Raw genomic sequence first — 23,285 nt, 5'->3', positions numbered from 1 at the left:
CGAGCCGGTCGGAATGCACATCGTGTTGGATTCCTTCAGGAGGTCGTTGAGCAGATCCTGACCGCCGCCGAACAGCAGCCAGGAAATGTGAGCCCGCGTGTTCAGTCCGAACGGCAACGAGGTGCCGAAAGTGAATGCCGGGTTCTTGCCCCAGTAGTAATAAAGCGCGGTGTTGCCCATTTCGACGGTGCCATTGGAAACGGCGTCGAGCACCTGCAGGCCCGGCACGATTTCGCCGGCGGCGAACGATTGAATCTGGAATTTGTTGTCGGTGATCTCGGCCACGCGTTTGACGAAATATTCACAGCCGCCGTAGAGCGTATCGAGTGCCTTCGGCCAACTCGCCGTCAACCGCCACTTTATTTCAGGATTGGATTGGGCGATTGCGGGTGCGGCTACCGCGCTTGCAGCGAGACCGACACCGCCGACCTTCAAGAAATCACGACGTTTCATGCGCTTCCCCTCTTGCTTGTGCCGATACTCGACCAAGGGACAACGATCTTGATTGTCGTTTTTATTTTTGCCGATGGCCGATGTTTGGTTGGTGATTGAAACCCGAGCCTTCAAACGTGCGGTCAGGATGACCAATCGGGGATCGATAATCAAGCGTCCTGCTTCGACCGCAGTTGCGAACAAGCCCCGCCTCCGACTCGACGAAAGGCTAAGGCGGCCGGCTGACGCGACCGGCTTCGTCTGCTACTGAAAGCGGCAATCGGCGCTGGAGTATGGAATGGCGGACAAGAAAGTAGTGGTCGCGGGTGCGACCGGACTGGTCGGAAATGCCGCGTTGCGGCACTTCGGCGGCGCGGGTGGGTGCGACGTTGTGGCGCTGGCGCGGCGCAGGCCGCGTGAGCTCTACGGCGCCCGCTACGTCCCGATCGACCTTACCGATCCCTCGCAGTGCCTGCAGGCCGCCGCTGAAATGAAGGGCGCAACCCATCTCGTCTATGCCGCGCTCTATGAAGCGCCGAACCTGATCGACGGCTGGCGCGATCCCAACCAGATCCGCACCAACGATCTGATGCTGCGCCACCTGATGGCTGCACTCGAGCCGGTCGCGCCGACGCTTCGCCACGTCGCACTGCTACAGGGCACCAAGGCCTATGGCGTCCACGTCCGTCCGCTTACGGTGCCGGCGCGCGAAGGCCGCTCCGAAATGTACGAGCAGCCGAATTTCTACTGGGCGCAGGAAAACTTCTTGCGCGAGCTGCAGAACGGCAAGGCCTGGCACTGGAGCATTTTGCGTCCGGTCCTGATCGTTGGCTTGGCCATGGGCGGTGCCATGGATCTGATCCCGCCGCTGGGTGTCTATGCGGCGATGCTGCGCGAACAGGGACGCGCGCTGGATTATCCCGGAGGTGCGGCGCGGGTGTCGCAGGCGGTCGACGTCGATCTGCTGGCGCGCGCCATCGCATGGTCGGGTGAGGCCGATGCCGCGCGCAACGAGGCCTTCAATGTCACCAATGGCGATGTCTTTACCTGGGAGAATATCTGGCCGGCGATTGCAGATGCGCTGGACATGAAGCCGGGCGCCGCTGTGCCGCTGTCGCTGGCGCAGGAATATCCGAAGTGGATCGCGCCGTGGGACGAACTGCGCCGCAAGCACGATCTGATCGCGCCGGGCCTGGAGGCCTTTGTCGGCCTGTCGTTTCAATATGCCGATTACAGCATGCGCCATGGCCAGACCCAATCGGGTCCGCCCTCGATTGTTTCGACCGTCAAGATCAATCAGGCCGGTTTCACCGAAATGATGGATACCGAAGCGATGTTCCGAAAATGGTTCAGGCAGGCCAAGGCCAGCCGCCTGTTGCCTTAGGTCTTCGAAAACGTCGCTTCCATCGCCTTGCGCGTCTTGATGGTGTCGTTGTTGGCATCGACTTCGACGTCGCTCCAGCGCACGACCGCGCCGTGGGCGACGTTGTTCGTCAACTTGACGCGATGGGCGAGCCCGATCGGCAGCGCGCCGGCCGCAAGGCTGGCGGACGCCGGCATCAGTTTGCCCCACACCGTGTAGCCGCCTTCGCCGTCGAGCATTTCGCCCGCGCGCAGATCGCGCTTGGCCACGGCGGCGACGTCGCCGCGAAAACCGTGCGGTTGCCCGGTCGGCTCGTTGCGCAGCGCCGCCGACAGGATCGAGATGTTCAGCTCCAGCCCGATCAGATGATAGGGCTTGTACATCGCGGCATATCTGCCCGAGGCGTCGGTCTTGAGCCCGTACTGCTTGAAACAATCGGCGGCATAGTCGTTCGGCGCTTCCAGCACGACATAGACGCCCCAGCGCAGGTCACGAAACACCGGGCGCCCGTCGCGTTCCAGCGACGACACCACTTCCACCACGCCGGATTTCTCCAGCACGCCGCCCTTGTCGCGCGGCCGCATCACATGCGGCAGGTCGTCGACGCCGCAGGGCGGAAACAGCAAGCCATCCGTGGGTACGTCGAGCCCGGTGGCGTTGGCGATCGCCGCCATTTCGATCGCGGATTTGGTACCGTCCAGAAATGAATTGAACATTTGCGGGTTCATGCCGGCCGATTGCGCTTCGCCCGCCGTCAACCCGTAATGGCCCCAGACGCCGTCCGGGGTCACGTCATGATAGGCCGGCAGGTATTTGGTGCCCTTGCCGGCGGCGACGACGCGAAAGCCGGTCGCGCGCGCCCAGTCCACCATCTCGGCGGTCAGCGCCGGCTGGTCGCCATAGGCCAGCGAATAGACCACGCCGGCCTTGCGCGCCTCCTCGGCGAGCAGCGGCCCTGCCAGTACGTCGGCCTCGACATTGACCATCACGACATGCTTGCCCGCCGCAATCGCCGCGCGGGCATGCCGGATGCCGACCGCGGGGTTGCCGGTGGCTTCGACCACGACATCCATCGCGCCGCCCGCAATCGCACGCAGGCCGTCGTCGGTGAAGGCCGTCCGCGCGATCCGCGCCTGATCCCAGCCGACCGTGCGGCACGCCTCGCGCGCCCGATCGCGGTCGAGATCGATGATCAGCGGTACTTCGAGCCCCGGCGTGTGCGGCACCTGCGCCAGAAACATCGAGCCGAATTTGCCGGCGCCGATCAGCGCAACGCGAACCGGCTTGCCGGCCGCGAGGCGGGCGTTGAGGAGATGATGAAGGTTCATGGGGGGATCCGGAAGCTGCCGTGTCCCGGACGCGGTGCAGCGTACAACGCTGCTCCGCAGAGCCGGGACCCATCGGGGGAAACTGGGAAAAGATTGAGCCCCGGCTCAGCAGCGCATCACTTCGTGCTGCGCTGCGTCCGGGGCACGAGAGCTACCTTTACTCCGCCGCCTGCCGATGTGCCCGCGCGAGCCGCAACAGCGCGTCGTCATCCACGGTCTGGATCGGCGTGAAATCGCGGTGGGCGATGTATTCCGGCCGCGTCGGGGTGCGGATGTAGTTCGAGACCGCGTTCAGCGTGAGATAGACGATCTTGCGCGGATAGGGCGTGATGTTGCCGGCCGAGCCGTGCACCAGGTTGCCGTGGAACATCAGCATGCCGCCGGCCTTGCCGGTCGGGGCGACGATGCCGCCTTCCTTCACCAGCCTCGTCACGGTGGCCTCGTCGAGCGTCCACAGCGGATAGGACGTTGTCGCAAGATCATGCGCGGCCGGCAAATCGCCGGCGTGCTGGCTCCTCGGCACCAGCATCAACGGGCCGTTGATCGGCATCACCTCGTCGAGGAAGATCGCGATGTTCATCGCGCGCGGCAACGGCATGCCGTCGTCGCGCTTCCAGGTGCCGTAATCCTGGTGCCATTGCCAGACGTCGCCGGTGAAGGCGGATTTGGCGTTGATCTTGTACTGATGCATGTAGACCTTCTCGCCGAACACCTGTTCGACCGGATCGATCATGCGCGGATGGGCGCCGAGCGCGCCGAACGCCTCGTTGTAGAGATGGGCGGCAAAGGCGGTGCGCGGCGCGCCGCTCTTCTCGCGCCATACCTCCGGGCGGCTGGTGTCGTAGATGCCCTCGGCCTCGCGGGCGAGATAGGCGACTTCCTCGGGGCTGAACAGCTCGGGCAGGAACAGCCAGCCTTCGCGGTTGAACGTGTCGATCTGCTGCTGGGTCAATTTCATGACGTCTCTCCTGTGGTTTTTTATGGTCATTCCGGGTTCGAAGCTACCGCTTCGCCCCGGAACGACAGCCTCTTGCTACGCGGCTCTATCGGTCGCCTTCAGTCTTTCCTCGGTCATTCGTCCTGCCGTCTGCGCATGCGCCAGTGCGGCGGCCTCCGCGGCCTTGGCGTTGCCGGCCAGAATCTGCGCTGCGATGGTTTCGTGTTCGGTCCAGGCGCTGTCGCGGTAATCGAGTTCGGCCAGCACGGTTGCCATCGAGCGGCGCATATGCGGCCATTGCGGCGCGATCATTTCCTCGATCGCGGGATTGCCGGCGAGACGATAGATGGCGCTGTGAAAGTCGACATCGAGCGCGATCAGTTGCGCCAGCGGGGTGTTGCTGCCGATCGCCCGCCCGGCCTGCAGCGCCGCCTCGAGCTGCGCGCGCCCGGTTGCATCCGTCCTGGTCCTTCCGGCCGCAAGCCGCGCGGCGAGGGCATCGATGGCGCCGCGCACTTCGTAGAGCTGGCGGATGCGCGAGGGGTCCAGCCGCGTCACCTCAAAGCCGCGGCGGCCGCTTTCGGCGACGAGGCCCTGCCGGTGCAGCAAATGCAGCGCGTGGGAGACCGGCTGGCGAGAGACGCCGAGCCGTTCGGCGAGTTCGTTCTGCCGGATGCGATGCCCCGGCGGCAGCGAGCGATCGGTGATCGCCTCGAGGATCCGGGCGTAGACCTGGTCGATCAGGTTCGGGAGCGGGTCTAGCGGGATCATGCCGGTCGTCCAATTCGGAATACGGAATTCCGTATTCCTTAAACGTATCGCTGCCGTGACCGGCGGTCAAGGCTTCCCGATCGGCTTTTCGACGGAACGAGCCCGGTTGGCCTGCCCCCCTCTCTCGGAGGCAGGCTTTCCCGTCGCGACGGCAAAGTGCGACCACGCGCCTACTTCTTCTTTCCCAGTTCCGTCAGCATGCGCGTCATCAGATAGAGCCGCGGCATGATCGAGCCGGTGTCGATATATTCGTCGCGGGCGTGATAGCCGAAGCCGGCCAGGCCAAAGCTTTCGACCACGACCGCCTTGCCGCTGCGGTTGGCGAAGCCGGCATCGGTGGCGCCGCCGGTCATCTCGGCGATATCCAGGGTGCGCTCGAGTTCGGCGTAGATCGCCTGCCCCTCGCGGGCGAGTGCGCGGCCGCGGTCGCTGGCGACGAAGGCCGGCCGGCCCGCCTCGATCTTCACGGTGGTTTCGGTGTCGGGAACGAGCTTGTTCTTCACCTTCTCGTCCAATGCGGCCTGCAGCTTCTGCACGCCGTCGGGAATGGTGAGGCGGATATCCGCGCCGGCGCTGGCCTTGTCGGGAATCTGGTTGCGCACGGTGCCGGCCTGCGCGGTGGTCCAGTTCAGTTGCGTGCCGGGAATCGATTTCGCGACGTCCTGGGTCTGCAGCAATTGGTGCGCCAGTTCGATCACCGCGTTGCGGCCAAGCTGCGGCGCAGCGCCGGCATGCGACGCGCGTCCCTTCACTTCCATGGTGCCGGTGGCGGTGCCGCTGGCGCCGAGCAGCAGGCTGTCATTTTTGGCGGCGGGCGCCGCCACCGTCGGTTCGCAGGACAGCACCACATCGTGCTGGTCGGCCAGTTCGGCTATCAACTCGCCGGAACCGATCGAGCCGACTTCCTCGTCCGGATTGAGCGCGACCGTCAGCCTTGCATAGTCGCGCCAGCCGGCATCGCCGAGGATTTTCAGCGCATGCAGGATTACCGCGATGCCGCCCTTGTCGTCGGCGATCCCCGGCCCGAAGATCCGGTTGCCGTCGATGCGATAGGGCTGCGTGGTGAGGATGCCCTTCTGATAAACCGTATCCATGTGGGCAATCAGCATCAGCTTCTTGCTGCCGCTGCCATCGAAGGTACCGATCACGATATCGGCCCCGGCGCCCCGCGTCGCCTTGCGCCGCTCTGTCTTCGCGCCCAGCGCCTTCAGCCGCGCCTCGGTGAAGTCGGCCATCTTGCCGAGCCCTTCGAGATCGCCGCTGCCGGATTCGATCATCACCATGTCGTGCAAGGTCTCGATCAGCGCCGGCTTGGCCTGTTCGGCCGCCGCGCGCAGCTTTTCATCCGGCGCGGCCAGCGCCGGGGATGAGGCAAAGGCGATGCCGAGGAGAGCGACCGAGACGAGCCATTGGCTGGATGTTTTCATGTTGTTTCCTCCGCGCGCTTTCTGATCAACCCATAAATCTGCCGGGTAACCAGCTTGCCAGAGTCCGCTATGCCTCGATAGTGACCAAATTCAGCAGCGCAGCGAAAGGAAGCGATGTGCCAACAACGGACTTGTCTCTCAACAATCGGAGGGCCGAGCACGGCCCTTGCATCAATCCCTACGAGCCCCGGCTACTTCGCGTCTTAGGCTGCGCGGTACCCATCCGTTATCCTCAGGCGCCAACTTCGGCCGCTCAATCGAGAGCGTCGGCTTGTTGAGCTTGCCGGTGAACTTGAACGGCACCTGGTTAGTCTTGTCGTACACGGGAGTGCCGGTATCGGCTCCGACGTCGAAGGTCTCGTCCCACCGCAGGATGAGCACGCCAGCGCCGTCGCGTCCGACGCCGCTGATGTTGTTGAACGCGAGCGTCGCGAACCCCGCCGCGCGCGAGCGCGTGAGAGTCCGCGCCGTAAAATAGAACGGGCTCCGGTGCGAGAACCGGAGCCCTTATGATCGCCAAAGTCAAAAGTGGATTCAGTTATTAATATCTGGCGGCAACCGGTGCGCCCCAGTTGAACAGGTAGTTGACCCCAACTTTCACCATCTGGACATTCCGGTTATTGGAGGTGAACGTATCGCCGGCAAGTAGCGGGGCCGCGGCCGGAATGAAGAGGGTCCGGTTGCCCAACCCGAGATAATCGTACTCGAACTTCACCGTCCAATTGTTCGTGAACGCATATTCGACGCCAGCGCCTACCAGCCAGCCGCCGGTGTTGTTGCCGCAGTTGGTGAAGTTGCCACAGGTGAGCGACACGCCCGTCGTGACGTTGGTGACGGTCAGGTTATTGTTGCCGACCCAGCCGCCGCCGGCCTTGCCGTAGAACAGCCAGTGATCGACGGCAAGGCCGAAGCGGGCGGCCACCGTCGTGATCCAGCGATTGTTGTTGGTGACCACAATGTTTCCAACGCCCGGAATGATGACTCCAGTGCCGCCGTTGTTGTTGCCGGCCCAGTCGAAGTCCCATTCGCCGCCGATGACGAAGCTGCCGATCTGGTAATTGCCGCCGATCTGCCCGCCGCCGATGAATACGCCGTTGTTGCGGTTGTTGTTGAAGTTCGTCAGGAAGAGGCTGTCCCTCCAGTTGTTGTCGGCCCAGGCACCGCCGATATTGGCGCCGACGTAGAATCCGGTCCAACTGAACACGGGCGGTAGCGGTGGCGGCGGAGCCTTGACGGCGAGATCAGCCGAATGCGCAGCCAACGGACCAATAAGCAGCATCGCGGCACTCGCCAGATATTTGAGAAGACGTTTCATGTAATCCCCCCTAGGTTGAGAAAATGCCTTGTGTGGCGCAACAGTCGCACGACTGTAAGGTGGAAATTTTGACGCTCCCTATGCAGAAACGGCAATTACTAAAAAAAACAGGCAGTGTTGTAACAGAGCAACGATCTTTTGGCCTTGAACCAATTATATCGCTCGGGTGAGGAGTATGATCCGCGCGATTTTGTCTATTGAAGAGGGCAGCAGCCCCTCGAAGGTCGCCTGAGGGTCATTCGCGACCGGTTCGATCCAGCAGCGGGTCCCGCCATGTCCGCGATGCCACCGGAACCAGAAGTCAAGCCGCATCGCCCCGGGCCATTGTCGGCTGACGACGCTGCCTGAGACGTGACTCAGATTGCCGTCTCGGGAGCAGGGCCGATCGGGATCCAATCCGGTTGAAGATTCTCGTCAATTTTCACGTTCCGCTCGTGCTAAATTTACCGCTGCGCGCTAAACAACGCCCGGGCGAACCGGCTGGGCTTTCGTATCCGTTGCCCTCATCCGCTCAAGCCGCCCCATCCTGCTTCTCCTGTCAGAGTTCTGATCCGTGCTGCGACCGACCATCCGAAAACGCATTCTCGGCATTGCCATCGGCTTGATCTTGCTGATGGCGATCACGTCGGTGCTGTCGACGGTGATGACGCGGAAGATTGCCCATCAGCTCGACGAGTTCAGCAGCAAATATGTCGAAGCCTACGGCCATCTGGCGCGGATGAATGTCCGTTCGCTGGAGCAGTCGCTGGCGCTGCAGCGGATGGTGATCGCGAAGATGCAATCGCCACCGGACAACGCCGGTTTTGCGGACCGTCAAAAGATCTACGAGGCCAAGGGGCTGGAAATCGAGCAGGAAGCGCAGGCGGCGCGTAGCCTGATCAATGCGATCATCGAAGATACCTCAACCGAATCCGACAACGCCCGGCTCGGCCGGATCGACGACCGGATCGAGCACGTCAACGGCGATCTGCGACGCTATCTCAGCGAGGAATACAAGCGGCTGTTGTCGCCGCTCGAAGCCGGCAATTTTCCGGAAGTCAGGTCCATCCTGGCGCGCTCCGACACGTTTCGTGACGAATTCAATCAGAAGGTCGAGGAAATCCGCACGGACATGCTGGCACAGGTCCGCGGCGATTCCGTCGTGACGATGCGCGACCAGCAGACGGCCATCACGATATCGGCCATTCTGACGGGACTGGCGGCCATCCTCGGACTGATGTTCTCGCTCTTCATCAGCACCGGCATCACCACGCCGGTACGGCGGCTGCTGGATGGTACCCGCGCGGTCGAGGCCGGCCGGCTCGACGGATCGATCGACGTCACCACGCGTGACGAAATCGGGCAACTGACCGCCGCGTTCAACAACATGGTCGAGCAGTTGCGCCACAAGGAGCGGCTGCGCGAAACCTTCGGCAGGTATGTCGACCCGCGCGTCGTCGAAGGACTGATCGACCCGAAGTCGCTGACGGCAAGCGACGGCGAGCGGCGGGTGATGACGGTGCTGTTCTGCGACATGAAGGGATTTACCGGCCTCAGCGAGGGCATGACGCCGAAGGGCCTCGTCAAGGTGATGAACCACTATCTGTCGACGATGTCGGGGCCGATCCGCAGCCATCGCGGCATCATCGACAAATATATCGGCGACGCGATCATGGCCTATTGGGGCCCTCCCTTTACCGAGAACGACGAGCAGGCGCGGCTGGCCTGTCTCGCCGCCGTCGAGATGGCCCAGCGCGGCGTGGCGTTGCGGACCGAACTGCCCGAATTGCTCGGCGTGCGAACCATCCCGAGCGATTGCACGATCCGTATCGGCATCGCCACCGGCGAGGTGCTGGTCGGCAGCATCGGCTCGGAATTCATGATGAGCTACACCGTGATGGGCGACGCGGTGAACCTGGCGTCGCGCCTGGAAGGCGCCAACAAGATCTACGGCAGCTCATCGCTGGCCTCGGAACCGACGATCAAGGCCGCCGGCGACGCGGTCGCGTTTCGCGAGATCGACCGGCTGATCGTTGTCGGCCAGAGCCATCCCGAGGCGGTGTTCGAGATCATGGGACGCAAGGACGAACTCGACGACAACCAGTCGCGGTTACAGGAGCGCTATGCCGAGGGGCTGGCCGCTTATCGCGCCCGCCATTGGGACGACGCGCGCCAGGCGTTCGATGCCGCGCTCGAAGCTTTTCCAGGCGACGGGCCGTCGACGGCGATGGCCCGGCGTGTCGCGCAGTTTCAAGCCAATCCGCCGCCAGCGGATTGGGACGGCGCGTGGCGCCTCGATCAAAAATAACAGCGCTTACGCCGCCAGAAATGCCAGCACGAGCTCGCAATATTTTTGCGGCGCCTGTTCGAACATCGGATGCGTGGCGCCCGGGATCATCTCGGTGCGCGATCCCTTCACATTCGCGGCCAGCGTGTGCAGCACCTGCGGCAGCGTTCCCTTGGTATTGGCGCCGCCGATGAACAAGGTCGGCGTCTCGATCGCCTCGGCATCGGCCTTGGAGAAGGGCGGGCGCTGGTCCTTCATCTGCCCGATCAGCGTGGTGGCGTTGTCGCGCAAGAGCTGTTTGGGCGTCGCCGGCAGGCGCTTCCAGGTGCCGGGGCCTTCCAGCGCATCCATGAAAATCTGCAAGCCGCCATCGATGTCGCCTTGGGCGACCACCTCGGCGGAAGCCGCGATGCGCGCAGCCAGCGGCGAGGGGCCGGGCTTGAACGCCAGATCGAGCGTGGCGTCGAGCTCGCCGCCGGGTTCGGCCAGGATCAGCTTGCGCAGCAGGTCCGGCCGGCGCTGGGCGACGCGGAAGCAGATGTGCCCGCCGCGGGAATGGCCCATCAGGTCGACCGGTTTGCCATCGAGCTTCTCGATAAAGGCGATGACGTCGTCGACATGCTGGGCGATCGAATAGGTATCGCCGACACCGTCCCAATGGTCGGGAAAGAAGTGCCGCAGCGATACCGCAATCACGCGGTGTTTTCGCGTCAGCGGACCCAGCACCGACGACCAGATCCGGAAATCGCACAGCGAGCCGTGCACGCACACCAGTGGCGGCCCGTTGCCGGCTTCGCCGACCTCGAGATAGGCCATGTCATAACCGTTGACGCGAAGCGTTTGCATGGGAGGCTCGTGAAGATGGGAGTGGCTGGAGGCCATTGAATGGCCGACGTGAGAACCCCAGATCATCGGAAGTTGTTTATGCCGTCAAGTTCCCTCAGCTTTCGGGTGGATAGCAATAATCTCCAAGCCTAGATTTGGACCCGACACGAAGCTGGTGGCATTGAACGGAGAACTGGAGCCAGCCATGACCGGGCACCATTTTGCGATATTCGACACCGCGATCGGCCGCTGCGGCATTGTCTGGGGCGAGCGCGGCATCACCTCGGTGCAATTGCCGATGGGCAACGAGAAAATGACCCGCACCCGGCTGCAGCAGCGCCATGACGACCTGATTGAAACGCCGCCGCCGGCCAGTATACAGGCCGCGATCGACGGGATCGTCGAACTGCTGCAAGGCCGGCCGAACGACCTCGCCGACGTCGTGCTCGATCTCGACGGCGTTCCCGCCTTCAACCGCGGCGTCTACGACATCGCGCGGAAAATTCCGCCGGGCAGGACGCTGACCTATGGCGACATCGCCAAACAGCTTGGCGGCGTCGAGCTGTCGCGTGACGTCGGCCAGGCGCTCGGGCGCAACCCCTGTCCGATCGTGGTGCCTTGCCATCGTGTGCTGGCCGCCGGCAACAAGCCCGGCGGTTTCTCCGCCAATGGCGGCGTGGTGACCAAGCTCAAGATGCTGGAGATCGAAGGCGCCCCGGTGAATTACACGCCGAGCCTGTTCGACTGAGCCCGACTGCCGCGGACTTTTCACCTCTCCCGCCGGGAGAGGTGAAGCCTCACCGCCCCTTGAAATTCGGTGGCCGTTTCTCATTAAAGGCCAGCACGCCCTCGCGGCGATCTTCGGTCGGAACCATCCGGTTATAGGCCTCGATCTCCAGCGCCAGCCCGTCGCGCAGCGAGGACTGCAGGCCGCGATGGATCGACAGCTTGGCTTGCCGCACTGAGATCGGCGCATTGCGGGCGATATGAGATGCCGTCGCCAGCGCCTCCCGCAACAGATCGGCCCGTGGAAATACTTCGTTCACGAGACCCCAAGTGTGCGCTTGCGCTGCCGTAAAGGGTTTTCCGGTCAGGATCAGCTCCTTGGCGCGGCGCTCGCCGACGGCGCGTGGCAGCGTTTGGGTGCCGCCGCCGCCCGGCATAATGCCGAGCGTCACCTCGGTCAGCGCAAAGCGCGCGCTTTCGGCGGCGTAGAGAAAGTCGCAGCAACCGGCGATCTCGCAGCCGCCGCCATAGGCAGCACCATTGATGGCGCCGATGATCGGCACCGGGCAATCGATCAGCGCCCGCACCATCCGTTCGAAGATGACATGCTGACGCGTCCATGCCTCGTCGGTCATGCCGCGGCGTTCCTTGAGGTCGCCGCCGGCGCAGAAGGCTTTTTCGCCCGATCCGGTCAGCACGATGCAGCGCAGCCCTTTGGGATCGAGAGCAACGTCCTCGAAGCAGCGCACGAGATCCTTGCCCATCTGGGTGTTGAGCGCATTGGACGCGTCGGGACGGTTCAGCCGGACGATGGTGACGTGCTCGCCGGCGGCTTCCAGCGAAAGGGTTTCAAACGCTTCGGATGAGCTCATATCGCCTCGCAGGAAAATCCGTTGCCGGCGCGGCGAATCCTTCCCGCGGACGGCGAGGGGAAATGCGCGGTGCAGCACAGCGTATCAGTGTCGCAGTAGCGCTCCATGAAGCCGCGTCGCGTCGCTGCGGCCTGCGGCTGGTCGACGTCGAACTTGGCCGACAATTCCGGATAGCGCGTCTGCAGCGGCGAATGCATCAGATCGCCCGAGAACACCGCGTCGTCCTTGCCGCGGCCGAAGGTGAAGGCGACATGGCCGGGCGTATGGCCCGGGGTCGGCAGGATGCGGGCGTGATCGCCGATCGCGTGATCGTCGCGCACAATCTCCGCCTGTCTGGCTTCGACCACCGGCAGCACGCTATCGGCGAACGGCGGCACGGGAGCCTTGGCATTCTGCTCGGTCCAGTAATCGTATTCGGTCTTGCCGAACACGTAGCGCGCCTTCGGGAAGGTCGGCACCCAGCGGCCGTTTTCGAGCCTGGTGTTCCAGCCGACGTGATCGACATGCAGATGCGTGCACATCACGTAGTCGATATCACCTGGCGTAAAGCCCGCGCCAGCCAGCGCGCGCAGATAGGTGTCGTCGGTCTTCATGTTCCATTTCGGGCGCTGCGGCCGCGGCTTGTCGTTGCCGATGCAGCTGTCGATCAGGATGGTGTGGTGCGGCGTCTTCACCACATAGGACTGGAAGCACAGGATCAGTACGTCCTTGTCGTCGAGCGCGCCGGCCTTCTGCATCCATGACCGGTTCTCGGCCAGAACTTCCGGCGTCAGGCCCGGCAGCATCTCCAGCGCCGGCAGGAACGTGGTTTCCTGCTCGATGATGCGGTGGATGGTAAGGTCGCCGACGGTGAAGTTGAGTTTCATGGTTCTTCCTTGATCTTTTCTTGGCGAGACCGGCGCGCTAGTTTTTGTCGCGAGCGGATGGAAGGATGACGTTGGTCAGCATGTCCAGCGCGCCGTCGCCCTGGTGCGGCCGGAAATAAAGGCCCGAGGTCGTCATCACGACGAGGTCGCGGTCGGGCACGATGAAGATGCGCTGGCCGCCCGAGCCCATTGCGGCGATCCACTTCACTTCCGTGCCTTCGGAGATCGACCGCCCCAGCCACCATTGCTGGCCGTAGAAAAATAATCCGCTGAAATAGCCGATGGCCTGAAAGCGCGGCCTGACCGATTGCGCGATCCAGTCGGCGGATACGATCTGTTTGCCGCGCCATGCCCCTTGGTCGAGCACGAGCTGGCCGATCTTGGCGGCATCGCGCGGCCGAATCCGCAAGCCGGCGGCGGAGGCAACCTTGGCGTTCTTTGGGTAGTTCATCCATTCCACGTCGTTAATTCCGAGCGGCTGGAACAGCACCTCGCGCGCGAAGGCCTCCAGTGGGTTGCCGGAGACACGCTCGAGAATGTTGCCGAGCAGATCGGTGCTGCCGCCATTATAGGTCCACAGCGCGTCCGGCGGCTTGGCGACCGGCTTCGACAGCACGTAGCGGATTGGATCGGCTTCGCTGCCGAGATGCGGTTCGTCGTTTTTCGGATCGGTCCAGCCGCGGTTCTCGTCCCACTGCATGCCCGACGACATCGTCAGGAGATGGCGGAGCGTGATCTGGTCCCAGCCTGCGGATTGGACGTCAGCGTGTTCCGGATAGAATTTTACGACCGGTTCGTCGACGCTGGCGATCAGTCCGCGGTCGATGGCGATGCCGACCAGCAGCGAGACCACGCTCTTCGATGCCGACCGCATGTCGTGCTTGATGGTGGCGTCGAATGTGTGCTGGCCGCCGTCCTGGCCCCAGGGTTCGTCATAGCCGGGGAAATATTGTTCGAACACCAGCTTGCCGTGGCGGACGATGACCACGGAATGGACGTCGGCTTCCATTTCCTTCAGACGCGCCGCGATGCCGCAGAGCCGCGCGCCGTCGAGGCCGACGCTTTCGGGGGAGGCGGTGGTCCAGCCATCGTCGAGTGCAGCCGGCGACCCACAGGCCAGGTTTCGCTGGCCCAATGACATTTCGTTCAATTGGGCCAGCGCGCCGGTGGTCGCGAGCGCGAAACCGAAACCGAAGCCGGCAGCGAGGCCGAGGCGTCGCAATTTCTTGCCATCCTCGCGCATGCTGCCGTCTCCGTTGTCGTTGTTACGCCGTCGGCGGCACCGAGATTTTCACCGACGGCCGTTCCAGCATTTTCTGATGGAAGGCGTCGAGTTTCGGATAGGCCTTGCGCCAGCCGCAATCGGCGAAGCGGAAGTCGGCATAGCCGAGCACGCAGACGAGGCCGATCTGGGCGACGTTGAACGGACCCGACAGCACGTCGGTCCTGTTCTCGAACCGCGCCATGCCGGCCCAGGCTCGATTCCAGTGGTCCTTGTGCCAGTCGCTCCAGCGCAGCCCTTCCGGGCGCACCATTTTCTCGTAGCGGCACAGCAGCATCGAATCGAGCATGCCCTGCAGCAGGGAATGATCGCTCTTGACCTTCCACCGATTGGGGCCGGAAGCCGGGATCAGCTTGTTGCCGCCGGCCAGTTCGTCGAGATATTCGACGATGACGTAGGAATCGAGGATGACGTCGCCATTGTCGAGGATCAGGACCGGCAGCTTCTTCAGCGGCGTGATCTTCGAATATTCCTCATTGGGCTGGCCCGGAGCGACCGCTGCCGGAACGAACTCGATCTTGTCGATCAGGCCGGTCTCGATCGCGGCGATGCGTACCTTGCGGGCGAACGGCGAGGCGGGAGAGAAGGTGAGTTTCATGTCATTTTTTCCTTGGGAAATGCTCGATCACGCAGTGGCCCGTTATTGCCTGCAACAAACGCGATGCGTTTGTGCAAGGGAGCGAAGCGACGAAGCAATCCAGTCTTTCTTTATGAGGTCAGATGGATTGCTTCGCGGAGCTTGTCATCGGGCGGGCATTCGCCCGACCCGTTGGCTCGCGATGACGGTAGCGCGCGCGAGCGCCATGCATGGCTTTACGCCGCGATGATTTCCTGGCGCTGCTCGCCGAGGCCTTCGATGCCAAGGGTGACGACGTCGCCGACATTGAGGAACTGCGGCGGCTTCATGCCGGTGCCGACGCCGGGGGGCGTGCCCGTGGTGACGATGTCACCGGGCAGCAGCGTCATGAACTGCGAGACGTAGGAAATGCACTTCGCCATGGTGAAGATCATGGTCGAGGTCGATCCGGTCTGGCGGCGCTGGCCGTTGACGTCGAGCCACATCGACAGCTTCTGCACGTCGGGGATTTCATCCCTGGTCACCAGCCACGGACCGACCGGACCGAACGTGTCGTGCGACTTGCCCTTGGTCCACTGACCGAGGCGCTCGATCTGGAAGTTGCGTTCCGAGACGTCGTTGCAGACGCAATAGCCGGCGACGTGATTGAGGGCATCGGCTTCGCTGACATACTTGGCGCGGGTGCCGATGATGGCCGCGATCTCGACTTCCCAGTCGAGCTTGGTCGAGCCGCGGGGTTTTTCGACCGCATCATTGGGGCCGGAGAGCGCGGTGTTGGCCTTGATGAAGAAGATCGGCTCGGTCGGGATCGGCGAGCCGGTTTCCTTGGCGTGATCGACATAGTTCAGGCCGATCGCGACGAATTTCGAGATGCCGGTGACCGGGGCGCCGAAGCGCGGCTTGCCGTCGACGGCGGGCAGCTTGGACGCATCGAGGCCGGCGAGCTTGGCCAGCGAGGCCGGCGCATAGGCCTCGCCGTCGAGGTCCTTCACATGGGCGGAGAGATCGCGCAATTGGCCGGATTTATCGATCAGGCCCGGCTTTTCCGCACCCTTGGCGCCGTAACGAACAAGCTTCATTTTCTTCACTCCCTGGCGGGTTTTCTTGTGGACTTCTCGACTTGGAATGCTTTTGGAACAGCGCGGGGGGAAATTCAACTGCCGATGTAAAGCGCCGCTGCATTGCACACCCTCATCCTGAGGAGGCCGCAACGCTGCCGTCTCGAAGGATGGGCCGCGGGCCTCATGGTTCGCAGGGCGACGCGTAGCGCCGTCCCGAGACGCGCGAAGACGCGCTCCTCACCATGAGGGGAAGCGGAGCGGCATCACCCCAAGGCGACGAACTTGAAGGCAGCCCCCTCGCGCTTGATATGGCCGGCATTGAAGTGGCCGCCGATCACCAGCGTCGGCGTGTCGGCAAAGCGCGAGAACAGCTCGCGCCGCGTCTCCGCGGATTGTTTGGGGTCGGAATCCGCCGTTGACGACCAGTCGAGATGGGCCATCTGGCAGGGATGATGGGCAACGTCGCCGGTGAGCAGGGCTTCGTGGCCGTCCGACGTGACGTGGATGCTGATATGGCCGGGGCTGTGGCCGGGGGTCGGGATCAGGGTGATCTCGTCCGCAAGCCTGGCGTCGGAGGCGACCAGATCGGCCCGGCCGGCATCGGCGATGGGTTTCACGGAATCGTTGAAGACGGCCAATTTGTCCGGCTCTTCGTGGCTATGGTCGCGCCAGTGCTCATATTCGGTCTTGCCGAACACATAGCGCGCCCCAGGGAAAGTCGGCACCCATTTGCCGTCGACCAGCCTTGTGTTCCAGCCGACATGGTCGACATGCAGATGGGTGCAAAGCACCGTGTCGATGCTGTCGGGCGCAAAACCTGCCGCGGTCAGGGTGTCGAGGAACGGATCCTGGCGGTTGTTCCAGGTCGGCACGTTGCGGCCCTGCTTGTCGTTGCCGAGGCCGGTGTCGACGATGATCCGGCGCGACGGCGTCTCCACCAGGAGCGAGTGGATCGACATTTTCAGCCGGCCTTCCTCGGTGGCGAAATGGGGGATCAGCCAGGGAAGTTTCTGCATCTCCTGGTTGGTCGCCAGCGGCAGGATGAAGCGGGTGCTGCCGACGGTTTCCATTTCGACGATCTTGGTGATTTTGACCTTGCCCACATTCCAGTGCATCCGGCATTTCCCTGTTTTATTCTGGCGTTCTCGCTGCGGCTCACCGCGCGCAGTCGACGATGACGGTGCCGAGCTTGTCGCCTTTTTCCACGGCCAGGTGCGCCTGCGCGGTGTCCGACAGCGCGAACTGACCGGCGACGTTGTGAAGACGGGTGCCGGCCGTGAGCCATTTCGTGATGTCAGCCTGTCCTGCCGCCAACAGCGGCGGTGGCAGCGCGAACAGCACCAGCGCACGCAGGGCGATGCATTTTTCCATCAGGTCGCGCATCGGGACGAGCGGCGTCCGGTTGCCGTTGGTGGCGTAGACCGCGATGGTCGAATTCATGGCCATCAGTTTCAAGGTGATCTCGATGTTGCCGCCGAAATCGACATCGACCACGCGGTCGACGCCGCGCTGCCCGGTAAAGGCCAGCACTTTCGCGATGACGTCCTCGTTGCGGTAATTGATGGCGAGATCGGCGCCGGCGAGCCGCGCCTGTTCCGCCTTCATCGCCGAACTGACGGTCGCGATCACCTTGGCGCCGCCCCACTTGGCGAGCTGCACGGCATAATGTCCGACAGCACCGGCGCCGCCGGTGACGAGCACGGTCTGTCCCGCGATCGGTCCGTCGCAATAGAGGCAGCACCACGCCGTCATGCCGGGAATGCCGAGCGTGGCGCCGGCTGCGAACGACAGGTTGTCCGGCAGCGGCGTCACCAGATGTTCTGATAGCGTGATGTATTCGGCCGCGGTGCCGAAGGCGCGGCCGTTGCGCTGGCCGTTGAACAGCCAGACCCGCTGGCCGGCCTGCAATCGCGTGACGCCGTCGCCGACCTGATCGACAATCCCGGCGCCATCGCTGTTCGGAATCACACGCGGATATTCCAGCGTGCGATAGCTGCCGCCGCGGCGGCCGACATCGGCGGGGTTGACGCCGGACGCCTCCAGCCGCACCCGGACTTCGCCCGGGCCGGCCACCGGCGTCGGCATCTCGCCATAGGTCAAAACCTCGAGCGCGGGGCCCGTTCGTTCGTACCAGACTGCCTTCATCTAACGGCCCTCCGGCGGCACTAGAGCGTGCCCGGGAATGCGCCGCCGTCGAGCAGGATGTTCTGGCCGGTGATGAAGCCGGACTTGGCGCTGCACAGGAACGCGCAGGCATCGCCGAATTCTTCGGGCGTGCCGAAACGTCCGGCCGGATTGAGCTTGGCGCGTTCCGCCAGCACCTGCTCGACGGGAAGACCGCGCTTTTCCGATTCGCCCTTCGCCGTGCCGCGCAGGCGGTCGGTGTCGAACGGGCCGGGCAGCAGGCCGTTGATGGTGACGTTGTTGATGACGGTCTTGCGCGAGATGCCGGCGACGAAGCCGGTGAGGCCGGCGCGGGCGCCGTTGGAAAGACCCAGTATCTCGATCGGCGCCTTCACCGCGGCCGAGGTGATGTTGACGATGCGGCCGAACTTGCGGGCCATCATGCCGTCCACCGTCGCCTTGATCAGCTCGATCGGGGTCAGCATGTTGGCGTCGATCGCCTTGATCCAGTCGTCGCGAGTCCAGTTGCGGAAGTCGCCGGGCGGCGGGCCGCCGGCATTGTTGATCAGGATGTCCGGATCGGGACAGGCTTTCAGCGCGGCATCGCGCCCCTCAGGCGTGGTGATGTCGCCGGCGACCTCGGTCACCGTGACGCCGGGATGGGCTTTGCGGATTTCATCGGCGGTCTTTTTCAGCGTTTCGGCGCCGCGCGCCGTCAGCGTCACATGCACGCCCTCGTTGGCCAGCGCCATCGCGCAGGCGCGCCCGAGTCCCTTGCTGGATGCGCACACGATGGCGCGGCGGCCTTTGATCCCAAGATCCACAGTTTCACTCCCGTTATGTCAGGTGATTTTTTGAAAGTTCCGATGGGGCCACTGTAGCCAAGTCAGGCAGGCATGATAAGTGGCTGCACGCCGGTCGAAACGCATATCAGTAAGTCTATTATATCTGCTGGTTTCGCTTCAGCCGATCGAGGGTGGCGGCGACATCCGGCGGCAGCGATTTGACGCCTTTTTGCCCGGCCGCGGAGAGCCATGGCCGCAGTTGCGAGCCGGTCAGCCAGGGCGGCTGAAGTCGTGGCGGCAGCAGCTGGTCGACGACCAGAACGACGGTAACCGCAATCAGGCCGACGCGCACCGCGCCCAGTACGGCGCCGCAGAGCCGGTCCACGATGCCGGCTTGCGATCCGGTGGCCTCGTCGACTGCCACCCGCGCCAGCTTTCCGAGCGCCATGCCGGCGAACAGAAAAATGCCGAAGAACACCAACCCGTTCTGAGCCATGGCCGAGGCAAGATTGCCGCTCGCGGGCGGCGACAGCGCGGACATCGCCCACATCGCGATCGGCGCTGCCACCACATACGCCAGGATCGTGACCGCGCTGCGCACCAGTCCGGTATTGAAACCGGTGACCACGGCGAACACCAGGCCGACACAGACAATGGCATCGAAATTGTTCATGGCGAACGCTCCGCCGGTTCCAATACGACTGACGTGTCAAGGAACCGGGTTCGCGATCGCTAAAATCGTCTGTAAAAAAGCAATGGCCGGGACATCGGGCACGAAGACGCGCTTCGCGCTCTTGCCCGGCCATAGCGAGAAAGCAACTTAGCTTGCCCGCATCTCGGCCTTGATCATGTCGGCGGCCTTTTCGCCGATCATGATGGTCGGGGCGTTGGTGTTGCCGCCGATCAACGTCGGCATCACTGACGCGTCGACCACGCGCAGGCCCTCGAGGCCGTATACCCTGAGCTTGGGATCGACCACGGCCATGGGATCGTTGACGCCCATCTTGCAGGTGCCGACCGGGTGATAGACGGTATCGACGCGCTGGCGCAGCAGGCTTCGGATCTCGTCGTCGGTGTGCACGCCTTCGGTGTACATTTCCTTTTTCTGCAGGGCTTTCAGTGCCGGCGTCTCCATCAGCCGCCGGGTGGTCTTGAAGCCCGCGACCATGGTTTCCAGATCCGCCTCGTCGCCGAAGAAGTTCGGATCGATCAGGGGGGCTGCGAACGGATCGACGCTGCCGAGCGAAACCGTGCCGCGGCTCTTCGGCCGCAGCAGGCAGACGTGGCAGGTGAAGCCGGTGCCGCGGTGGCGCTTGCGGCCGTGATCATCCGCCATCGCCATGCCGAAATGGAGCTGGATATCGGGGATATCGAGGTCGGGCCGGGTCTTCAGAAAGCCGCCGCATTCGGCAAAATTCGACGTCATCGGCCCGCGGCGTTCGCGCCGGTACTGGCCGATCGCGCGCAACAGCCGCGGGATGCCCTTGAGCGAGAGGCCGTTGAAGTTCGGATTGTCGGACATGTAGCCGAACACGAAATCCGGATGGTCCTGCAGGTTGGCGCCAACGCCCGGCAGATGATGCACGCTCGCAATGCCGTGCTTGCCAAGCGCTGCGCCATCGCCGACGCCGGACAACTGCAGCAGTTGCGGCGTCTGGAACGCGCCGGAAGCGACAATCACCTCGCGCCGCGCGCGGATCTGCTTCAGCTCCTTGCCCTGGCGGTACTCTACGCCGACGGCACGCTTGCCTTCGAACAGGATGCGGGTCGCGTGCGCGCCGGTATCGACCCGCAGGTTGGCGCGGTTCTCCATGTGGGGGTGGATATAGGCGCGCGCGGCGCTGCAGCGCTCGCCGTTCTTCTGCGTCACCTGGTAGATGCCAAGCCCTTCGTGTTCGTCGGCATTGAAATCCTCGCGCAGGCGAAACTGTCCTTCCTGCGCCGCCTGCAGGAAGATCTGCTGCACCGGATTGTCGGTGCGCAATTTATTGACCGAGAGCGGGCCGTCCTTGCCGTGATACTCGCCGCCGAAATCGGCGTTGTTTTCCGAACGCTTGAAATAGGGCAGCACGTCGTTGAAGGACCAGCCGGTGTTGCCGAGCGAGGCCCATCGGTCGTAGTCGGCACGGTGGCCGCGGATATAGACCATCGCGTTGATCGCCGACGAACCGCCGAGCCCCTTGCCGCGCGGCTGATAGCCGATGCGGCCGTTGAGGCCCTTTTGCGGCACGGTGTTGAAGGCCCAGTTGTTGACGTTGCCGGCGACCATCAGCACCAGCGCGAACGGCGTCGTCACCACCCAATTGTCGTTCCTGCCGCCGGCATCCAGCAACGCCACCGAGGTCTGCGGATCCTCCGAAAGCCGTCCCGCCACCGTACAGCCGCCGGAGCCGCCGCCCACCACCACGAAATCGTATGTATCCGTCACGCGCATTTCCCCCAATTGTTCTTGTTCGTCATTCCGGGTGGTCCGAAGGACCAGACCCGGAGCGGCTCCCAGGCGGTTTACCCGCCGGTATTTGTCCGGAAACTCCGCTTTTGCGGCGTTTATGGCAAGGCCGGTTCCATGGGATGGTTTTGCCGCGTTTCCGGCGTCACAAAAACCTCAAAAACGGTAGCTTTTGGCCTTTCCAAAGCGGGTGCACGTTGATACATACCGCTCGCACCCGATGGCTTTGCCCGGGTTGCCTTCTCAGGAAGCCTCCGGTCGGGACGATCGACGCCCAAAGCGTTGGCCGCTTTCGCTTCGGATCAGCTTTTGAGACGGCATCGCAACGGTTTAACGCGGGGTGGAGCAGCCCGGTAGCTCGTCAGGCTCATAACCTGAAGGTCATAGGTTCAAATCCTATCCCCGCAACCAAATTCGGACACACTGGTCCCGATGAGAAAATGGCCCGCCTCGCGCGGGCCATTTTTGTTTGGCGAGTGGGTCGCCTGCCGTTTCAGGCGACGACGAGTCCCCACCCGTTCCGGCCTATTCAGACGAAACCACGCAGTCCCCGTGATCACGCAAGCCGGCCCGCGGGTGCCTGCTGGCGCCCGTCGTCGTGGACGGTTACGCCCTCACCAGTTGTCTCGTCCAGTTCGATGCCGGTGGTTTCCGGCAGCAGTGCGGCCGAGAGGATCACCATGGCATAACCAACGCCGGCCACCAGAGCGATCGCCAGCGGCAGAGAGGTGCCATTGCTGCTCAGCCATCCCACCGACAGCGGGAAGAGCGAACCGATGACACGGCCCACGTTGTAGGACACGCCATAGCCGGTCGCGCGAACGTCGTTCGGATACGACTCCGAGATAGTCGCGCCGATGCCGGAGAACACGCCTTGCATCATTACTCCGAGCGGAAAGCCGAGGAACAGCATCGACGTATTGGAGATGGGGATCACCATATACGTCAGCGCCATCGCGAAGGCGCCTGCCGCGAAGACAATATAGGTCAGGCGGCGGCCCCAGCGGTCCGTGGCGTAGGCGCCGGCCACGTAGCCGACAAACGAGCCGAGGATGGTCACGGTGAGATACGAACTGGTGCCGAAGACGGACAAGCCGCGCTCGGTCTTCAGGAAGGTCGGCAGCCAGGTGGCGATCGCGTAATACGCTCCGAGCATGCCGCCGGACAACAGGCTGCACAGCACCGTCTTTCTCATCAGCGGTTTGCGGAACACGCGCATGAAGCTCTGCGCCGGCGACGCTCCGTTCTGCCGCGCGCGGCTCCTGAGAAAAAGCTCGGGTTCTTCCAGATTACGACGCAAATACACCACTACCAGCGCCGGCAGGATGCCGAGGAAGAAGCAAACCCGCCAAGCAATGCCCGGCGCGAACAGGTTGAAGGTGATCGCATAGGCGATCGCTGCGGCGCCCCAGCCAAACGAAAAGCTGCTTGCGGTAAAACCGGAATATTTGCCTCGGTGCGCCGGATTGCGGATCATCTCCGTCACCAGCACCATGCACAGCGACGATTCACCGCCGAAGCCAAGCCCCTGGATGGTGCGGAAGATCATGAGCTGCTCGGGCGAATTGGCCATGCCGCACAGGAAACAAGCTACCGCAAACACGACGATCGTCCAGCGCAGCACGCGCACGCGACCGTAGCGGTCCGCCAGCAGCCCCGCACCGATCGCGCCCACGAGGGACGATACCAGCGTCCACGTGACGATGGCGCCCGCCGCCGATTTGCTCATGCCCCACTGCAGAAGCAGCGTGGGGATCAAGAACGAATAGATCATGAAGTCGAAGATGTCGACCGCGTGTCCGAGGAACGCGCCATAGAAGCCCTTGCGTTCCATGCGTGACAACTCTTTAAACCAATCCAGCATTATCGCCCCCTTCTT

Annotated in this window: 21 protein-coding genes and 1 tRNA gene (1 of these 22 only partly in view); 4 read left to right on the top strand and 18 right to left on the bottom strand. The window is 63.5% G+C overall.

Annotation, left to right across the window (positions count from 1 at the left end; all coding sequences use genetic code 11):
• Positions 1-453, bottom strand: the start of a protein-coding gene (locus BLR13_RS13605) for a TRAP transporter substrate-binding protein (protein WP_074823230.1). 636 nt of this gene lie to the left of the window's left edge; only the first 453 of its 1,089 coding nucleotides appear in the window; its start codon is at positions 451-453; its stop codon lies beyond the left edge, outside the window.
• A 277-nt stretch (positions 454-730) separates the two neighbouring features.
• Here BLR13_RS13605 and BLR13_RS13600 point away from each other — a divergent pair, with 277 nt between their 5' ends.
• Complete coding sequence (locus BLR13_RS13600) at positions 731-1,816, top strand: NAD-dependent epimerase/dehydratase family protein (RefSeq protein ID WP_074823232.1); 1,086 nt, start codon at positions 731-733, stop codon at positions 1,814-1,816.
• Here BLR13_RS13600 and BLR13_RS13595 read toward each other — a convergent pair.
• The 5 genes from BLR13_RS13595 to BLR13_RS13570 form a co-directional block, all read right to left on the bottom strand.
• A complete protein-coding gene (locus BLR13_RS13595) occupies positions 1,813-3,123 on the bottom strand; it encodes an NAD(P)H-dependent oxidoreductase (RefSeq protein WP_074823233.1) in 1,311 nt (436 codons plus the stop codon). The genes BLR13_RS13600 and BLR13_RS13595 overlap by 4 nt on opposite strands.
• 157 nt (positions 3,124-3,280) lie before the next feature.
• Complete coding sequence (locus tag BLR13_RS13590; protein WP_074823237.1) at positions 3,281-4,081, bottom strand: phytanoyl-CoA dioxygenase family protein; 801 nt, start codon at positions 4,079-4,081, stop codon at positions 3,281-3,283.
• 75 nt (positions 4,082-4,156) lie between these two features.
• Complete coding sequence (locus BLR13_RS13585; RefSeq protein WP_074823240.1) at positions 4,157-4,831, bottom strand: GntR family transcriptional regulator; 675 nt, start codon at positions 4,829-4,831, stop codon at positions 4,157-4,159.
• 170 nt (positions 4,832-5,001) lie between these two features.
• Positions 5,002-6,258 (bottom strand): M20/M25/M40 family metallo-hydrolase, encoded by a 1,257-nt coding sequence (locus tag BLR13_RS13580; protein WP_074823243.1) that lies wholly within the window; start codon positions 6,256-6,258, stop codon positions 5,002-5,004.
• Positions 6,259-6,799: 541 nt separating this feature from the next.
• On the bottom strand, positions 6,800-7,573 hold the full coding sequence (locus BLR13_RS13570; protein WP_074823249.1) for an outer membrane protein: 774 nt from the start codon (positions 7,571-7,573) through the stop codon (positions 6,800-6,802).
• 613 nt (positions 7,574-8,186) lie between these two features.
• Between BLR13_RS13570 and BLR13_RS13565 the strand changes: the two genes are divergently transcribed.
• Positions 8,187-9,860: an adenylate/guanylate cyclase domain-containing protein gene (locus tag BLR13_RS13565; RefSeq protein ID WP_079587897.1), complete on the top strand. Its 1,674-nt coding sequence runs from the start codon at positions 8,187-8,189 to the stop codon at positions 9,858-9,860.
• A 6-nt stretch (positions 9,861-9,866) separates the two neighbouring features.
• Here the strand turns inward: BLR13_RS13565 and BLR13_RS13560 are convergent, their stop codons facing one another.
• Positions 9,867-10,685 (bottom strand): alpha/beta fold hydrolase, encoded by an 819-nt coding sequence (locus BLR13_RS13560; RefSeq protein WP_074823257.1) that lies wholly within the window; start codon positions 10,683-10,685, stop codon positions 9,867-9,869.
• 184 nt (positions 10,686-10,869) lie between these two features.
• Here BLR13_RS13560 and BLR13_RS13555 point away from each other — a divergent pair, with 184 nt between their 5' ends.
• Entirely contained in the window at positions 10,870-11,412 is a 543-nt protein-coding gene (locus BLR13_RS13555; protein WP_074823260.1) for a methylated-DNA--[protein]-cysteine S-methyltransferase, read from the top strand.
• A gap of 49 nt (positions 11,413-11,461) precedes the next feature.
• On the opposite strand, the gene BLR13_RS13550 is transcribed toward BLR13_RS13555, so the two are convergent.
• From BLR13_RS13550 to BLR13_RS13505, 10 genes are all read right to left on the bottom strand, one after another.
• A complete protein-coding gene (locus BLR13_RS13550; protein ID WP_074823262.1) occupies positions 11,462-12,262 on the bottom strand; it encodes an enoyl-CoA hydratase/isomerase family protein in 801 nt (266 codons plus the stop codon).
• The gene (locus tag BLR13_RS13545; RefSeq protein ID WP_074823265.1) at positions 12,259-13,128 is read right to left on the bottom strand and encodes an MBL fold metallo-hydrolase; all 870 of its coding nucleotides are present in this window, start codon (positions 13,126-13,128) and stop codon (positions 12,259-12,261) included. The genes BLR13_RS13550 and BLR13_RS13545 overlap by 4 nt, the downstream gene beginning before the upstream one ends.
• 37 nt (positions 13,129-13,165) lie before the next feature.
• Positions 13,166-14,371 carry a serine hydrolase domain-containing protein gene (locus BLR13_RS13540; RefSeq protein WP_074823268.1) on the bottom strand — a complete coding sequence of 402 codons (1,206 nt, stop codon included), beginning with the start codon at positions 14,369-14,371 and terminating at the stop codon, positions 13,166-13,168.
• A gap of 22 nt (positions 14,372-14,393) precedes the next feature.
• The gene (locus BLR13_RS13535) at positions 14,394-15,008 is read right to left on the bottom strand and encodes a glutathione S-transferase family protein (protein ID WP_074823271.1); all 615 of its coding nucleotides are present in this window, start codon (positions 15,006-15,008) and stop codon (positions 14,394-14,396) included.
• Between the two features lie 215 nt (positions 15,009-15,223).
• Entirely contained in the window at positions 15,224-16,066 is an 843-nt protein-coding gene (locus tag BLR13_RS13530; RefSeq protein ID WP_074823278.1) for a fumarylacetoacetate hydrolase family protein, read from the bottom strand.
• A 245-nt stretch (positions 16,067-16,311) separates the two neighbouring features.
• Positions 16,312-17,163, bottom strand: a complete 852-nt coding sequence (locus BLR13_RS13525) for an MBL fold metallo-hydrolase (RefSeq protein ID WP_074823280.1) — start codon at positions 17,161-17,163, stop codon at positions 16,312-16,314.
• Between the two features lie 40 nt (positions 17,164-17,203).
• Positions 17,204-18,193, bottom strand: coding sequence for an NADPH:quinone reductase (locus tag BLR13_RS13520; RefSeq protein ID WP_074823283.1), 990 nt, complete (start codon positions 18,191-18,193; stop codon positions 17,204-17,206).
• Positions 18,194-18,213: 20 nt separating this feature from the next.
• Entirely contained in the window at positions 18,214-18,996 is a 783-nt protein-coding gene (locus BLR13_RS13515) for an SDR family oxidoreductase (protein ID WP_074823285.1), read from the bottom strand.
• A 118-nt stretch (positions 18,997-19,114) separates the two neighbouring features.
• Entirely contained in the window at positions 19,115-19,630 is a 516-nt protein-coding gene (locus BLR13_RS13510) for a CvpA family protein (RefSeq protein ID WP_074823288.1), read from the bottom strand.
• 147 nt (positions 19,631-19,777) lie between these two features.
• Positions 19,778-21,385 (bottom strand): GMC family oxidoreductase, encoded by a 1,608-nt coding sequence (locus BLR13_RS13505; RefSeq protein ID WP_171944964.1) that lies wholly within the window; start codon positions 21,383-21,385, stop codon positions 19,778-19,780.
• Between the two features lie 355 nt (positions 21,386-21,740).
• Between BLR13_RS13505 and BLR13_RS13500 the strand changes: the two genes are divergently transcribed.
• Positions 21,741-21,817: transfer RNA gene (locus tag BLR13_RS13500), tRNA-Met, on the top strand.
• 145 nt (positions 21,818-21,962) lie between these two features.
• Here the strand turns inward: BLR13_RS13500 and BLR13_RS13495 are convergent.
• Positions 21,963-23,270, bottom strand: coding sequence for an MFS transporter (locus BLR13_RS13495; RefSeq protein ID WP_074823295.1), 1,308 nt, complete (start codon positions 23,268-23,270; stop codon positions 21,963-21,965).
• Positions 23,271-23,285: the final 15 nt, after the last annotated feature.

This window comes from Bradyrhizobium ottawaense, assembly GCF_900099825.1.
GTDB classification, from domain to species: Bacteria; Pseudomonadota; Alphaproteobacteria; order Rhizobiales; family Xanthobacteraceae; genus Bradyrhizobium; species Bradyrhizobium ottawaense_A.
Note: the sequence above shows the minus strand (reverse complement) of the source record. Positions and strands in the feature narration are given on the sequence as shown.